Genomic DNA, 14,756 nt, shown 5'->3' on the forward strand with positions numbered 1-14,756 from the left:
CCAGGGGCCTAGGCCGACGATCCGATGTGCGGGCAAGGCAGGCGTGTTTGGCTGGCTGCCATGACCGAATTCAGTGAGGCCGAGCGCGCGTATCTGAAGTCGCAGCGGCTGGGGCGGCTGGCCACCGTCGACCCGCACGGGCAGCCGCAGGCCAACCCGGTCGGCTTCTTCCCGCAGGACGACGGCACCATCCTGGTCGGGGGCCTGGCGATGGGCCGCACCAAGAAGTGGCGCAATCTGCTGCAGAACCCCAAGGTCGCCCTGGTCGTCGACGACGTCGTGAGCACGCGCCCGTGGCGGGTGCGCGGCGTCGACATCCGCGGCGAGGCCGAACTCCTCACCGGCCCGCACGAGTTGGGCCCGCACTTCAGCGAGGAGGTGATCCGCATCCATCCCCGGCGGATCCACAGCTGGGGCCTGGAGGAGGCCTAGGTCCGGCCTAGGTCATGTCCGCGAAGTCCCGTCGTTCGCCCGAAGGGCGGGCTCCGCGGCGTCTGGTGCGTGCTCTCGGCGTGCCGGGCGGAAGCCCTCGTACTGGACGTACTTGGGCTTTCGCCCGGTGCGGCGAGTGGGGGCACCTCCCGCGCCGTTGAGGCGGCGGCGGAGGGTGCCAGACGCCGCGGAGCAGGCGGGACTTTGCGGCCACGGCCTAGAGGCTCCCCTCCAGCGTGAGGAGCTGTACCTTCCGCTCCAGGCCGCCCGCGTAGCCGGTCAGCGAGCCGTCCGCGCCGATCACCCGGTGGCAGGGGCGGACGATGAGCAGCGGGTTGGCGCCGATCGCACCGCCGACGGCCCTTACGGCGGCCCGTGACGCCCCGATCCGCGCGGCGATCTCGCCGTACGTCGTCGTGGCCCCGTACGGCACGGAGTCGAGGGCGCCCCACACGCGCTCCCGGAACTCACTGCCCGCGGTGCTGAACTCCAGCCGGAAATCCTTGAGTTCACCGGCGAAGTAGGCGGCGATCTGCTCCTCGGCGGCACGGAAGGCGGCGGGTTCGTGCCGCCAGCTCTGCTGCGCCGTACGGCCGTTCTTCTGTCCGGGCACGGAGACGGAGGTCAGCGCGCCGGTCGGGTCGGCGGTGAGGAGGAGGGGCCCGACGGGGCTGTCGACGCTCGTCCAGAGGGTGGTCATCACGGTTCAGTCCAACTCTCCTGCTGCGCACAGGTGTTGCAGGGCGTACGACCGCCAGGGTCGCCAGCTGTCGGGAACGTCCAGGCCGGGCGGCGCGACGTCGGGATCGCCGAGGGCACGGGTGCGAATGACGGCGACCGTACCGGCGTCCATGCCGGGCAGCGCCAGCAGCGCGGCTTCGACGCCGTCGCGGTCGGCGCCCGGATCCAGTCGTACGGCGCCGTCGGCGAGGGCGGCGGTGAGTGCGCCCGGGGTGCCGCGGGGTTCGGCCTCCGCGAGGACGGCGGGTTCGGGGAACAGGTGGGTGAGGCTGCCGCAGGGCGCGTCGAGCGCCTTGCCGTAGCGCCGCACGAGCCGCTCGGCGCTGTCCCGCCCGACCAGCGCCCGCACCGCCAGTTCCTCGGGGTCGGCGGCGCCGGGCGAGCGCAGCCCCGGCCGGGCGGCGACCAGCGGGGCGAGCCGCTCGTCGGCGCCGAGGCGCTCGTCGACCGCGTACGGGTCGGCGTCGAGGTCGAACAGCCTCCGCAGCCGCCCCACGGCGGTGGTCAGATCACGGGGGTCGGTGAGGTGCAGCCGGGCGTCCAGCCAGCCTCCGGGATGCGAACCGGACGCGGACCTGACCGTCCCCGCCCGCTCGTCGACGGCGACGATGCCGGTGCCGTGCGGAAGCCGGAGCGTACGACGGTACGTGCGCCGCCCGCGCACGCCGCCGACCTCCTCGACGCCGGCCACGGCCTCGGCCGCCAGCAGGTCGAAGACGGCGGCGCCCTGATACGGCCCCCGGTGGGCGAGCCGCAGCGGTATCCCCGCGGTCGGGGCGGCGGCCCGCCGGCCCGACCGTCCGCCCTTCGGTGCGGCGGCCCGCAGCTCGCTCGGCGTCGTCGCGTAGATCTCCCGGATCGTGTCGTTGAACTGCCGGACGCTGGCGAAGCCGGACGCGAACGCGATCTCCGTGATCGGCAGTTCGGTCGTCTGCACCAGGACCCGCGCGGTGTGCGCCCGCTGCGCCCGGGCGAGCGCGACGGGCCCGGCGCCGAGTTCCGCGGTGAGCTGCCGCTGCACCTGCCGGGCGCTGTAGCCGAGCCGGTCCGCGAGGCCGGCCACGCCCTCGCGGTCGACGACACCGTCGCCGATCAGGCGCATGGCCCGCCCCACGACATCGGCACGGACGTTCCAGTCGGCCGATCCCGGCACGGCGTCCGGGCGGCACCGCCGGCAGGCCCGGAATCCCGAGCCCTGCGCGGCGGCTGCCGTCGCGTAGAACCGCACGTTGCGGCGCTTCGGCGTGACCGCCGGGCAGCTGGGCCGGCAGTAGATGCCGGTCGTCTCGACGGCGAAGAAGAACTCGCCGTCGAAACGGGCGTCTCGGCTGCGTACGGCTTCGTACCTGGTGTCTTCGTCCATCACGTGTTCCAGTCTCCGCCGTCGGCGAGGGTGCTGCTGGCGGAAATCGGACACGACGTTGCACCCGGTGGAGCCGCGGGCAGTCGTTACCGCCAACGGCCCCGCTTGGCCTCCATCGCCGCCTTGCCCTCCGCTCCCCTCCTCTTCCAGTCCCGCCGAAGCTCCGCACGGGCCCTCGCGTCGGTCTTGGCCACGATCCACTGGTTCTCCCGGATCAGCTTCCGGTAGCTGTCCAACCGCCGCTCGGCCAGTTCGCCGGAGGCGATCGCGCCCAGTACCGCGCACCCCGGCTCGGCCTCGTGCGCGCAGTCGTGGAAGCGGCAGCGCTCGGCGAGGTCCTCGATCTCGGCGAAGACCTGGCCGACACCGGTCTCGGCGTCCCACAACCCCACACCGCGCAGCCCGGGTGTGTCGATGAGGACGCCGCCGCCCGGCAGGGCGAGCAGGTTGCGCGTGGTGGTCGTATGGCGGCCCTTGCCGTCGACGTCGCGCGCGGCCCGGACCTCCATCACCTCGGCGCCGACCAGCGCGTTCGCCAGGGTCGACTTGCCCGCACCGGACTGGCCGAGCAGCACGGACGTACCGCCGGAGACGAGGGCGACCAGGACGTCGAGCCCGTCCCCGCCGAGCGCGCTGACCGGCAGCACGGTCACGCCCGGCGCCGAGAGTTCGACGTCCTGGACGAGATGCGCGCGCGTCACCGCGTCCGGCACGAGGTCGGCCTTGGTGAGCACGACCAGCGGCTGTGCGCCCGACTCCCAGGCCAGGGCCAGGAACCGTTCGATGCGGCCGAGGTCGAGTTCGACGGCGAGCGACACGGCGACGATCGCGTGGTCGACGTTGGCGGCGAGGATCTGCCCCTCGGACCGCTTGGAGGAGGTGGAGCGCACGAAGGCGGTACGGCGCGGCAGATACGCGCGTACGTAGCGGGGGTTCCCGCCGGGTTCGAGGGCGACCCAGTCGCCGGTGCACACGACCCGCATCGGGTCGTGCGGGGTGACGAACGCTGTGTCGGCCCGGACGACGCCGCCGGCGGTGACGACGTCGCACTGGCCGCGGTCGACGCGGATCACCCGCCCGGGCAGGAGTCCTTCGGTGTCGTAGGGGGCGAACTCGTCCGCCCATGCCTCGTCCCAGCCGTAGGGAGCGAGTGCGGAGAAAGCAGAGAAAACAGAGCTGGAAGTCAAGGGAGACCCTTCACAGGGGCGGCCCCGGCAAGAGGTGAGGTGAGGTCAGCCGGCGGCCACGGAGGTGGACTTGATGAACTGGATGCGGGCAGCGCTCGTCGCAAAGACAGCCATCGGTCAACACCTCCTCTTTCCTCGATCCGTTGTGGAACCGCCGCAACAGTAGCCCGTCGCGGCGGTGGCACGTCAACCGGTTTTCGTGCAGGCCCGGCCGTTCAGGGTGAAGTCGTACGGCGGGGCGTTCCTACCCGACCAGGAGGCGATGAAGCCGAAGGTCAGGGAGCCGTGGGCGGCGACGGACCTGTTGTAGTCGGCGGCGGACGCGGTGACGCGGGAGCCGTTCTGGGCGAAGCTCGCGTCCCACATCTGGCCGACCTGCTGGCCGTCCCGGAAGGTCCAGCCGACGCGCCAGGTGTCGAGGGCGTCGTCCGTGGTGACGGAGACGGTGGCCTGGAAGCCGTCGGGCCACTGGTTGATCAGGTCGTACTCGACCGTGCAGGCGGCCGGTTCGCTCTTGTCGGGCTCGGGTTCGCCGCCCGCCGTGGACGAGGAGGTGCCCTGCGGTTCCGGGTCGGGGTTCTTGCCGTGGCCGGTCCTGGAGGCGGTGGCGGTGGGGGACGGTTTCGGGGAGGCGGTCGGCGACGAGGTGGCGGAGGGCAGCGACGGGCGGGGCGCGGCCACCGGTGAGCTGTCGCTCGGGGTGTCGCGGGCCGCATCGTTGTCGCCGTCACCGAACGGCATCATCGACACGGCCAGTGCCAGCAGCGACACCAGGACGGCGGCGACGAGGAGCCCGTTGCGCACGACGCGCGCACGGTTCGTGCGCGTCTTCGGCTCGCCGCCCTCGCGGTCGGCCCGTTCGGGGCGCCCCGCGCCGAGGCGCACCTCGGCGGCCCGGCGGCGGCGCTCCAGGTAGGCGAGCCCGCCCCAGCCGGTGACACCGCCGGCGAGGGCGGCGGGCAGCCCGCCGCCGTGCGGGCGCAGACAGGCGGCGGCCTCCGCGCAGTCCACGCAGGTGGCGAGGTGCCGCGAGAGGTCCGGCGGGATGTCGGCGGCGTGCGAGCGGGTGATCGCGTCGAGGAGCCGGGCGTAGCTGCGGCACTGCGCGGCCATCGGTGTGTCGAGGTGGGCGCGGTGGCAGCGGTCGCGGAACAGACCGCGCACCTGGTCGAGTTCGTCGGCGACGAGGGCCGGGTCGAGGCCGAGCCGGCGGGCCACCACGGGCAGCGGCAGCGCCTCCACCTCGGCCAGCCACAGCAGCGCGGCGTCCGGTTCCTGCAGGTCGCGCAGGCCGCGCAGGGCGAGCGGGCGCTGCAGCGGCGGCCCGGTGTAGCGGGCGGCCTTGTCCGAGTGGAGCCACAGGCGCAGGTCGGGGTCGAGGTCGTGGCCCTGTCCGCCGGCCTCCCAGGCCACCGCCGTGGTGCGTACGGCGGTCAACAGCAGCGGGATCTCGGGGAGTCGGGCCGAGCGGCGGCCGGAGCTCCTGGCGGTGTCCGGCCCGGCGGTGCGGACCTCGCGCATACCGAGCGCGAACGCCTCGGTGGCCAGCTGGGTGGCCGCGGTGGAGCCGGCGGTGCACAGGTCGGCGTAGGAAAGGACCGCGTCCCAGCACTCGGAGAACAGCGCGGCCTCGGCGGCGTTCTTCGGGGTCGGCAGGTCGGGCATGAGTCTCCTGCATCCAGATGCGAGGTCAACTCGCCTTATTGGCAACGGAGTTGTGGGGAAACCTCGCGGCAGGGCCCGAGCCTTTCACGGATTTCACACAACTGACAAGCGCTCTATTCAAATCCGGTTACCGGCGGTCGCACGACGGCGACCGCCGGTGGCACCGCCTACCGGTCGGAGTGCACGACCGCCACCACCCGCCCGTGCGCATCGAGGGCTTCGGTCCGGTACCCCTCCGTCCACTCCTCGTTGCTACGAGAGTTATACGGAAGGAACGTCGAGAAGTATCGATCCCGGCCGAGACCGATCGGCCCCTCGGTCCTACCGCCCTTCCAGACGACCCGGACGGCGACGGCTCCCTTCGGTGCGCGGCCGTAGATCGCGACCCAGTCGGACAGGGCGTTGGTGTCCACGCTGCACCAGAGCGCGGTTTTCTCCGCGTTCCCGCCGCCGCGGCTGCACTCCGACCAGCCGCCCTCGACAGGCTTGCCGTCCTTGCCGAGGACGCGCACGTACGTGCAGGTCCCGCCGGACGGGTTGGGCGCCGACCAGTACTGCATGCGCAGACCGTCCGGTGCGGTCCCGGAGAACAGCAGCTCGGCCCGGTCGGTGTCCGGCGCCATCCCCTCCGAACCGGGGCCGTGGCCCGCCCGGTCGAGCCCCCAGTGCACGTCGTCCGGGATGATCCCGGTGGCCTGTGCGACCAGTCCCCCGGCGCCGAGTGCGGCGACGGCTCCGGCGCCGACGACCCAGCGGCGGCGGTAGGACCGGGGGCGCGGCTCGGCGAGGATCCGGGCCAGCACCACCGGGTCGGGCGCGGGCTCGGCGGTCACCGGGTCGGCCGGGCCCAGCAGTCGACGTACCCGATCCTCGTTCTCGGTCGAGGCCCTCATGCCAACTCCCCCTTCAGCTCGGCCTTGGGTTCCTCCCGGCGCGCCAACTCCCTCTCCAGGCGCTGTCGTGCGCGATGCAGCCGGACGGCGAAGGCGCGTGCCGAGCAGCTGACGACGGTTGCGGCGGCGGCCGTGTCGAGGCCGTCCCACGCGATGAGCCGCAGCGTCTCCTGGGCGCGTTCCGACAGTGCGGCGAGGGCCTGGCGCAGATGCAGTGCCTCGACCGCTCCCCCGGCGTGGTCGGGCTCGGTCGGTGCCACGGGTGCCGTACTCCCGAGGCGTGCGGCGCGCCGCCCGCCGCGGCGCTGTCCGCGCAGCTGGTTGGCGAGGACGTTGCGAGCCACGGCGTACAGCCACGGCAGCGCCTCGTCGGGTGCGCGAGGCACTTTGTCGATACGTCGCCAGGCCACCAGGAACGTCTCGGCGGCGACGTCCTGCGCGCTCTCCGCGTCCTCCACGCGGCGCCGGGCGAAGTTCAGCACCCGTCCGTAGTGCGCCGCGTAGAGCGCGCGAAGCCTCTGCTCCTAGTCAGGTGTTCTGTCCTCCGGCACACCTGCCCCCTTCCGTCCGCCGGCTGCGATGACATCCCTCCATGTCCGGCGGTACGGCGGGAGTTACACCGCGCTGGGCTCCTGTGCCGGAAGGCTGTCCATGAAGGAGCTGACGGAGAAGACGGCGCGGCCGGGTCCGGGCGGGCCGTAGCCGGGGGGCGAGGACAGGCCGAAGTCGTCCATCGTCTGCCGGTAGGCCTGCAGCAGCCGGATGTGGTACTCCAGCGGCGCGCCCTGCGGGTTGGCCTTGCCGAGCGGGGTGGTCGGCTCGGGGCACCAGGTGGTGAAGCGGGGCGTGATGCCGTGCGACATGAAGAACCGCAGGCCTTCAGTGGTGGACTCGATGGCCTCGTCGACGGTGGTGAAGCCGAAGGGCTCGGCCATCTCCACGCCCGCCACGAAGTTGGGGATCACGTTGCGGGCGCCGAAGACCTCCGCCGAGTCGAGGATGCGCTTGTGCCACTCGTCGCGGCCGACGTAGCGCTCCTTGCCGGGGCAGTACAGCTCGAACAGACGGCGGTCCCACACCTCGTAGTTGGGGTGGTAGATCTGCACGCCGTAGTCCTTGAACCGCTGCACGTCGTCCCGCGGCAGCGCCTGCGCGACGACCTTGCCGATCCAGCGGTCCGGGAAGTGCTCCTCGATGGCCTTGGCGTACATGCCGTAGAAGTCGGCCTCGTCACGGCCCTGGAGCTTGGAGGTGATGGCGCCGCCGGTGAGGGTGTAGGCGGTGGAGGCCTTCGCCGTGTCGTAACGGTTGATGATCTCCAGGGCTTCCAGGACCTCGTCGACGTCCTTGACTCCCGTGTACGGCCGCCCGGCCGCCTTGTGCTGGCGCCAGTTGTGGTTGATGTCGCAGTACTGGCACTCCTCCTTGGCACCGAAGTACTGGCAGACGCGGAAGACGGTCAGGTAGATCAGGTAGCCCCACTGGATGGTCGGGGCCACCTCCATGACGGACTTCCCGTTGGAGAGGGTGTGCCGGTAGTACTCGGGCATGGGCGGCACACCGACGTCGGCGATGCGCTTGCCGTCGAGATAGAGGCCGAGCATCCCTTCGTCGTCGGCCGCGACCCGGTACGGCGAGGCCGGGTTCACCCGCACCGACACGACGGTCCGCCGCAGGTCGTACGGCCCGCCGGTGAGGATGATCTCCTCCGGGGGCCGCCGCAGCGCGGCCTCGCCGAGCTCCGGCAGGGTGCCGTGGTCGAAGGAGAAGATGAAGTACGACTTCGGCTTGACCTCGCCGGACTCGTTGTCGCTGAGGGCGGACGGGTCGAAGGCCACGCCACCTCGCAACAGGTCCTCTTTGAAGACGGCTTCCCGTGGTACCTGCGGGAACCGCTCCATCAGATCCTCGACCAGTGCGGTACGGCTGCCCATCCCGACTCTCCTCCCGGCTCAGGCGTTCGACTCCCCACCGTATGCCTCCGGTCGGGCGTCAGCCCTGCCGGGTCCCCTCACGGCGCGCGATGTGTCCCGGTACGGGGATCTCCGGCGGCAGCAGCGGGTCGGGCACGGGCGCGCCCCAGGCCGAGGTCAGGGGCAGGGTTCCGGCCCACAGGCCCAGCTCCGCGTCGGGTCCGTCGCCGTCGTCGGGGGCGCCGGTGCGGATCTTGACCGAGGCCTCGTCGAGGGAGAGGGCGAGGAGGGTGGTGGCGGCGAGTTCCTTGCGGTTCGGACGGCGGGCGTACGACCACTGGCCCGGCGTCGCGTGCTCGGTGAGCCGGCGCAGGCCTTCCAGCTTCTCGTCCGGGTCGGTGACCTTGCGGGCCTCGCCGTGGATCATCGCGCTGCGGTAGTTGACGCCGTGCTCGAAGACGGAGCGGGCGAGGACCAGGCCGTCGACGTGCGTGACGGTGACGCAGACGGCGGTGCCGCCCGCGAGGCTGCGGCTGGCCACCGAGCCGTGGACGTACAGCTGGCGCTCGTCCCGCCCGTAGACCGTCGGCACGACCAGCGGCCGCCCGTCGACCACCACGCCCAGATGACAGACGAACCCCGCGTCGAGGATGGCGTGGAGATCCGCACGGTCGAGGCTGCCCTGGTCGCGCAGACGGCGGTGTCGGGTGAGGTCGGTCTCGGGGAGCGGTTCGAGCGTCATACGCATGGACGCTACTGATATCGCAGCTGTTGCGCCAGAGCTTTACGAATAGCTCCGTGAGTCACTCACGAATCTACGAAATCCGCAGTTCAGGCTTCCCGCTCCAGCGTCGCCAAGTCCACCGGATGGGCCAGGTCCCCGCCCGCCAGCAGACGTGCGGCCTCCTCGGCGACCGTCGTTCCGAGGCGGGACAGCTCGTTGCCCTGGGAGCCCGCGAGGTGCGGGGTGACGAAGGCGTTCGGGAGGTCGTAGAGGGGGGAGTCCGCGGGGAGGGGCTCGGGGTCGGTGACGTCGAGGACGGCCGTCAGGCGGCCGGTGCGGAGCTCGTCGACCAGGGCGTCGTGGTCGACCAGGCCGCCGCGCGCGGTGTTGATCAGGGTCGCTCCGTCGGGCATCAGGGCGAGTTCCCGGCGGCCGATCAGATGGTGGGTCTCCGGTGTCTCGGGTGCGTGGATGGTGACGATGTCCGAGGTGTGCAGCAGGTCGTCCAACGGCAGCAGCGCTACGCCGAGTTCGGCCGCCCGCAGCTCGGTGACGTACGGGTCCGTGAGGCTCACGCACAGGTCGAAGGGGGCCAGCAGCCCGATGACGCGGCGACCGATGCGGGAGGCGCCGATCACGCCGACGCGGCGGCCGTGGTTGCCGATGCCGGGGACGACACCCCAGCCGGGGTGGGCGCGTTCGGTGCGCAGGCGTTCCCGGGCGCCGAGGAGGTCCTTCCCGGCGAGCAGGATCATCGCGAGGGTGTACTCGGCGACCGGCAGCGCGTTGGCGTCGGCAGCCGAGGAGACCGCGATGCCGCGCCGCCAGACCTCCGGCGTGGCGAAGCCCTTGACCGAGCCGGCCGAGTGCAGGACCGCGCGCAGCTCGGGGGCCGCGTCCAGGACCGTCGCGTCCAGGCGGGGGCAGCCCCAGCCGGTGACCAGGATCTCGGTACGGGCGAGCGCCTCCCGCACGCGCGGGTCGGTGAAGTCCTCGGCGACCAGGTCCGGGTCGATGTCCACCGCCTCACGCAGTCGCTCGAGGACCTCCGGCGGGAAGACCAGCGGCAGGTTCTCGGCGGTCATGGCGAACAGCGCCTGGGGACGCTCGGGCAACGAAGTGACCTTCCCGCCGGGCCGCACGGAAACCGCTCTCCACGGTAGGCGGCGGCGAATGAGAGGGTCAACGTACACGCACTTCCACGGGAGGGACGGCAGGGATGACGGAGACGGTCACCAACTGGGCGGGCAACATCACCTACACGGCCAAGGAGCTGCAGCGTCCGCACTCGCTCGACTCGCTGCGGGCCCAGGTCGCCGGGAGCGCCAAGGTGCGCGTCCTGGGCAGCGGCCACTCCTTCAACGAGATCGCCGAGCCGGGCCCCGAGGGCGTCCTGCTCTCGATCGCCGGGCTGCCGCCGGTGCTCGACGTGGACACCGCGGCCCGTACGGTACGGGTCTCGGGCGGCGTCCGGTACGCGGAACTGGCCCGCGCGGTGGAGGCCCAGGGGCTCGCACTGCCCAACATGGCGTCCCTGCCGCACATCTCGGTCGCCGGATCGGTGGCCACCGGCACCCACGGCTCGGGGGTCGGCAACGGCTCGCTCGCCTCGGCCGTGCGGGAGGTGGAGCTGATCACGGCGGACGGATCGACGGTGACGATCGGGCGGGGCGACGAGCGCTTCGACGGTGCCGTGACCTCGCTGGGCGCCCTGGGCGTCGTGGTCGCCCTGACCCTCGACCTGGAGCAGTCCTTCGACGTCGAGCAGCACCTGTTCACCGAACTCCCCCTCGCCGGGCTGGACTTGGAGACGTACGAGACGATCGCGTCGGCGGCGTACAGCGTGAGTCTGTTCACCGACTGGCGGGAGCCCGGGTTCCGGCAGGTGTGGCTGAAGCGGCGCACCGACCAGCCGCTGCCGGACTTCCCGTGGGCGGCGCCCGCGACCGAGAAGCTGCACCCGGTGCCGGGGATGCCGGCCGTGAACTGCACCGAGCAGTTCGGGGTGCCGGGGCCGTGGCACGAGCGGCTGCCGCACTTCCGGGCCGAGTTCACCCCGAGCAGCGGGGCCGAGCTGCAGTCGGAGTACCTGCTGCCCAGGCCCTACGCCGTCGACGCGCTGCACGCGCTCGACGCGATCCGTACGACGGTCGCGCCCGTGCTGCAGACCTGCGAGGTGCGCACGGTCGCCGCCGACACGCAGTGGCTGAGTCCGGCGTACGGGCGGGACACCGTGGCGCTGCACTTCACCTGGATCGAGGACACCGCGGCGGTACTGCCGGTGGTGCGGCGGGTGGAGGAGGCGCTGGACGCCTTCGAGGCGCGGCCGCACTGGGGCAAGGTCTTCACCGTGCCGCCGGCCGTCCTGCACGGCCGGTATCCACGGCTGCACGACTTCCGGGCGCTGGCCGCGGTGCTGGACCCCGGTGGCAAGTTCGCCAACCCGTTCGTGCAGGCTGTACTGGGCGGCTGAGTTCTCCCGGACTTTCTAAAGCCCCTTTCCTAACCCCTTGTCGAAAGTCCCCCGCAGCCCATAATCTTGCGCCGCGCCGGTGCCGACGTGCCCCGGCCCGCCTGAGCCGAAGGGACGGGGGGCAACCCTGTGAAGCGCACATCCCGTGACATCCGCACCGCGAACCGCTACGAGGTGCTGCGCCAGATCATCGCCCACTCGCCGACCTCCCGGCAGGAGCTGGCGGCCGCCACCGGGCTGAGCCTGGCCACGGTCGCCACGCTCGTCGGCGAGCTGCTCGACCTGCGGATGATCACGGAGGTCGGCTTCGAGGACTCGGCGGGCGGCCGCCCCCGGGGGCTCGTGGCCGTCAACGCGTCGGGGGGCGCGTTGATCGGCGTCGACATCGCGGAGACGTACGTCCATGTCGAGCTGTTCGACCTCGCGCTGAACGTGCTGGCCCGTGCCGACGAGGACATGCGCCCCGGTGAGAGCCTGCCGGAGCAGGTGGTCAGCCATGTGGCCGCCGCCGTCGGCTCCGTGGTCGCGCAGGCCGGCATCGAGGGCGCGCGGGTGCTGGGCGTCGGCGTGAGCGTGCCGGGTCAGGTGGACCGGGACACCGGCATCTCGGAGTACGCGCCCAACTGGGACTGGCACGACGTGCCGCTGCTCGACCTGCTCTCCGAGGTCATCGCCTACCCCCTGTACCTGGACAATCCGCTGCGCGCGGGCGCGGTCGCCGAGATGTGGTTCGGGGCGGCGCGCGGGCGCGGGGACGCGGTCGTGGTCAACCTCGGCACCGGAGTCGGCGCCGGGCTCGCGCTCCACGGCGGGCTGTACCGGGGGGTGAGCAACAGCGCCGGCGAGTGGGGCCACACCACGCTCGTCCTGGACGGGCGGTTGTGCCGCTGCGGCAACCACGGCTGCGTGGAGGCCTATGTCGGCGCCCCCGGGATCATGCTGAACCTGCGGGAGCTCAGCCCGCAGAGCCCGCTGCTGCACCCCGACGACCAGACCGCCACCATCGACGCGCTGGCCCGCGGCGTGGAGGCGAACGATCCCGTGGCCCTCAAGGTCGTACGGGAGACGGCCCGTTACGTCGGTGCGGGCATCGCCAACCTGGTCAACGTCCTCAACCCCGAAGTGGTCGTGCTCAGCAGCTGGGTCGCCCGCAGGCTCGGCGAGCCGCTGCTGCACGAGGTGCGCGAGGCCGTCGGACGGCACGCGCTGCCGCGGCCGCTGGCCGCCACCGAGATCGTCCTCTCCCCCATCCCCACCGACCCGGCGTGCCTGGGCGCGGCGACCTTCGCGCTGGAGGGCGCGCTGCAGTCGGTGGGGCAGCGGGCCGCAAAACGCACCACCCCTGCAAGGAGCCGTACCGCACCACGTTCATGACGACGGAGCACCACCTTCACGACGACGGAAGGGATGCACGTGACTCACCCCCACCGCACACACCCCTATCGCAGTAGATCGGTCCTCCTGACGGCCGCAGCCGCACTCGCCGTCGCGGGACCCCTGATATCCGCCCCGCCCTCCTCGGCCGCCACCCCCACGGCGGCCGAGGTCTCCCCCCATGCCGCCCAGACCATCGACGACATCGGCGCCTCGGGCGCGTGGTGGGTCAACGACCTGCAGCACTTCAAGCCCGAGGTGCAGGCCCGGGTCGCCCAACTTCTGTTCTCCAAGCAGGGGTTGGCCATGAGCTCGTACCGCTACAACATCGGCGGTGGCGGCGTCGCGGTCACCACGCCGGCCCGCGCCGCCGAGGACTTCCTGAACTCCGACGGCTCCTACGACTGGAGCAAGGACAAGGGCGGCCGGACGTTCCTCAAGTACGCCGCGAAGTACGGCGTGAAGGACCTGATCGGCTTCGTCAACAGCGCCCCGGCCCAGTGGACGACCAACGGGCAGTCCTGCGGCGGCCAGTTGAAGGCGGAGAACGAGTCGGACTACGCCAAGTACGTCGCCGACGTGACCGACCACTTCGCCAAGCAGGGCGTCAGGCTCGACTACATCAGCCCCTTCAACGAGCCGGACAACGACTTCGGTTCGTGCGGCCAGGAGGGCATGAAGGTCACGGTCGACCAACGCGACGACATCGTGCGGGCGCTCGGCGCGGAGCAGCGGGCCCGGAAGCAGAAGACGTCGATCATCGCCGACGAGTCCAGCCAGACCACCCAGTTCGTCTCCGAGCTGCCGCAGTGGATCTCGCAGCCGGGGACGCAGCAGTACGTGTCCGCGCTCGCCCACCACACGTACAACAACCCCAACGACGGCCAACTCGCCAACGTCTACGAGACATCGAGGACCGTCGGCCAGAAGTCCTGGGCCACCGAGATCTGCTGCTTCGGCAAGGGCTCGACCGGCTGGAACCAGGAGTACGACCCGACCATCGACAACGCCCTGCTGATGTCGAGGATCATCTACAAGGACTTCGCGAGCGCCCACGACTCGGCCTTCCAGTGGTGGGTGGCGCTCGCGAGCGGGTACGGCACCTCCCCCACCGAGAAGAACGCCGAGGGCTGGAACGACGGCCTGATCTACTACGACCCCGACTACGCGACGAACGGCAACCAGACGCTGTACTTCACCAAGCGGTACTACGCGCTCGGCCAGTACAGCAAGTTCGTCCGGCCGGGCTCCGTCGCGCACAACGTGACCGGGGCGCCGGACGGGGTCGAGGTGTCGACGTACGACAAGGACGGCAAGTGGGTGGTCGTGGTCAACAACCACAACGCCACCGACACGCCCCTGAGTCTGCACTTCAACAGCAAGACGCCGGTACGGGCCGCGCAGGCCGTGCGCACATCGGCCACCGAGGACTGGGCGAACGTCGCCAAGCCGTCGGTGACCGGCGGCACGGCCACCTCGACGCTCGCCGCCCGCTCCGTCACGACGTACGTCTTCGACCAGAAGGGCCACGGCAGTTCGGCCGTCACAGGCGCCTGGCAGGGCAAGCAGTCCGGCAAGTGCCTGACCGCGAGCGCCTCCGGGGCCGCCATCAACACCTGCACCGGCGGCGACGAGCAGTCCTGGTCGTACGACGCGAAGGGCGCGCTGAAGGGCGCGGGCGGGTATCTGACGGCCGGTAGTTCGGGCCTGACGACGAGCTCCGAGTTCACCGGTGACGCAAGCCAACGCTGGCTGCTCAACGCAAACGGGCAGATCCTCAGCGAGGCGTCCGGCAAGTGCCTGGACGTCAGCGGACAGGCGACCGCCGACGGCAGCAAAGTGATCCTCTACAGCTGCAACGGCGGGTCCAACGAGGCCTGGAACAAGGCCTAGCACCAATGCCGTTGTTTTAGCTGGCGGGCGTACGCTGCTGTGCAGTGGTCCCGGGGGTGGTTCGGGTGTCTGCAGATGTCGGTGAGTTATCGGGGTTA

The 14,756-nt window shown here is 71.6% G+C and carries 12 protein-coding genes and 1 pseudogene; 4 read left to right on the forward strand and 9 right to left on the reverse strand.

The genetic code is table 11. From position 1 onward, the window contains the following. The first annotated feature begins 60 nt into the window (after positions 1–60). On the forward strand, positions 61–432 hold the full coding sequence (locus ABZ880_RS19725) for a PPOX class F420-dependent oxidoreductase (protein WP_361264231.1): 372 nt from the start codon (positions 61–63) through the stop codon (positions 430–432). Between the two features lie 217 nt (positions 433–649). Here the strand turns inward: ABZ880_RS19725 and ABZ880_RS19730 are convergent, their stop codons facing one another. The 9 genes and pseudogenes from ABZ880_RS19730 to ABZ880_RS19770 all read right to left on the reverse strand — a co-directional run bounded on the left by ABZ880_RS19730 (position 650) and on the right by ABZ880_RS19770 (position 10,033). Continuing rightward, positions 650–1,132 (reverse strand): methylated-DNA--[protein]-cysteine S-methyltransferase, encoded by a 483-nt coding sequence (locus ABZ880_RS19730; RefSeq protein ID WP_361264234.1) that lies wholly within the window; start codon positions 1,130–1,132, stop codon positions 650–652. 6 nt (positions 1,133–1,138) lie between these two features. Further along, positions 1,139–2,536, reverse strand: coding sequence for an AlkA N-terminal domain-containing protein (locus ABZ880_RS19735; RefSeq protein WP_361264305.1), 1,398 nt, complete (start codon positions 2,534–2,536; stop codon positions 1,139–1,141). Between the two features lie 86 nt (positions 2,537–2,622). Continuing rightward, the gene (gene rsgA / locus ABZ880_RS19740; protein ID WP_361264237.1) at positions 2,623–3,723 is read right to left on the reverse strand and encodes a ribosome small subunit-dependent GTPase A; all 1,101 of its coding nucleotides are present in this window, start codon (positions 3,721–3,723) and stop codon (positions 2,623–2,625) included. Positions 3,724–3,909: 186 nt separating this feature from the next. Then, positions 3,910–5,388: a cellulose binding domain-containing protein gene (locus ABZ880_RS19745; RefSeq protein ID WP_361264240.1), complete on the reverse strand. Its 1,479-nt coding sequence runs from the start codon at positions 5,386–5,388 to the stop codon at positions 3,910–3,912. A 167-nt stretch (positions 5,389–5,555) separates the two neighbouring features. After that, positions 5,556–6,281 (reverse strand): hypothetical protein, encoded by a 726-nt coding sequence (locus ABZ880_RS19750; protein WP_361264243.1) that lies wholly within the window; start codon positions 6,279–6,281, stop codon positions 5,556–5,558. Next, positions 6,278–6,784 (reverse strand): annotated as a pseudogene (locus tag ABZ880_RS19755) (sigma-70 family RNA polymerase sigma factor); the annotation flags it as partial. The pseudogene ABZ880_RS19755 and the gene ABZ880_RS19750, both read right to left, overlap by 4 nt. Positions 6,785–6,895: 111 nt before the next feature. After that, a complete protein-coding gene (locus ABZ880_RS19760) occupies positions 6,896–8,215 on the reverse strand; it encodes a radical SAM protein (protein WP_361264245.1) in 1,320 nt (439 codons plus the stop codon). 58 nt (positions 8,216–8,273) lie between these two features. Next, positions 8,274–8,936: a pyridoxamine 5'-phosphate oxidase family protein gene (locus ABZ880_RS19765; RefSeq protein ID WP_361264248.1), complete on the reverse strand. Its 663-nt coding sequence runs from the start codon at positions 8,934–8,936 to the stop codon at positions 8,274–8,276. 89 nt (positions 8,937–9,025) lie between these two features. Continuing rightward, a complete protein-coding gene (locus ABZ880_RS19770) occupies positions 9,026–10,033 on the reverse strand; it encodes a hydroxyacid dehydrogenase (RefSeq protein WP_361264251.1) in 1,008 nt (335 codons plus the stop codon). A 104-nt stretch (positions 10,034–10,137) separates the two neighbouring features. Here ABZ880_RS19770 and ABZ880_RS19775 point away from each other — a divergent pair, with 104 nt between their 5' ends. From ABZ880_RS19775 to ABZ880_RS19785, 3 genes are all read left to right on the forward strand, one after another. Beyond that, positions 10,138–11,391: an FAD-binding protein gene (locus tag ABZ880_RS19775; RefSeq protein ID WP_361264254.1), complete on the forward strand. Its 1,254-nt coding sequence runs from the start codon at positions 10,138–10,140 to the stop codon at positions 11,389–11,391. A 129-nt stretch (positions 11,392–11,520) separates the two neighbouring features. Then, positions 11,521–12,765 carry an ROK family transcriptional regulator gene (locus ABZ880_RS19780; protein WP_361264257.1) on the forward strand — a complete coding sequence of 415 codons (1,245 nt, stop codon included), beginning with the start codon at positions 11,521–11,523 and terminating at the stop codon, positions 12,763–12,765. Between the two features lie 33 nt (positions 12,766–12,798). Next, positions 12,799–14,658 carry a glycoside hydrolase gene (locus tag ABZ880_RS19785; protein WP_361264260.1) on the forward strand — a complete coding sequence of 620 codons (1,860 nt, stop codon included), beginning with the start codon at positions 12,799–12,801 and terminating at the stop codon, positions 14,656–14,658. The last annotated feature ends 98 nt before the right edge of the window (positions 14,659–14,756 follow it).

This window comes from Streptomyces sp. NPDC047043, assembly GCF_040644055.1.
Taxonomy (GTDB): Bacteria; Actinomycetota; Actinomycetes; order Streptomycetales; family Streptomycetaceae; genus Streptomyces.

What these genes read in the sequence shown, in the direction of transcription:
- ABZ880_RS19725 (WP_361264231.1), top strand. Translation starts at nt 61, where the DNA reads ATGACCGAATTCAGTGAGGCCGAGCGCGCGTATCTGAAGTCGCAGCGG.
- ABZ880_RS19730 (WP_361264234.1), bottom strand. Translation starts at nt 1,132, where the DNA reads ATGACCACCCTCTGGACGAGCGTCGACAGCCCCGTCGGGCCCCTCCTC.
- ABZ880_RS19735 (WP_361264305.1), bottom strand. Translation starts at nt 2,536, where the DNA reads ATGGACGAAGACACCAGGTACGAAGCCGTACGCAGCCGAGACGCCCGT.
- ABZ880_RS19745 (WP_361264240.1), bottom strand. Translation starts at nt 5,388, where the DNA reads ATGCCCGACCTGCCGACCCCGAAGAACGCCGCCGAGGCCGCGCTGTTC.
- ABZ880_RS19750 (WP_361264243.1), bottom strand. Translation starts at nt 6,281, where the DNA reads ATGAGGGCCTCGACCGAGAACGAGGATCGGGTACGTCGACTGCTGGGC.
- ABZ880_RS19760 (WP_361264245.1), bottom strand. Translation starts at nt 8,215, where the DNA reads ATGGGCAGCCGTACCGCACTGGTCGAGGATCTGATGGAGCGGTTCCCG.
- ABZ880_RS19765 (WP_361264248.1), bottom strand. Translation starts at nt 8,936, where the DNA reads ATGACGCTCGAACCGCTCCCCGAGACCGACCTCACCCGACACCGCCGT.
- ABZ880_RS19775 (WP_361264254.1), top strand. Translation starts at nt 10,138, where the DNA reads ATGACGGAGACGGTCACCAACTGGGCGGGCAACATCACCTACACGGCC.
- ABZ880_RS19785 (WP_361264260.1), top strand. Translation starts at nt 12,799, where the DNA reads ATGCACGTGACTCACCCCCACCGCACACACCCCTATCGCAGTAGATCG.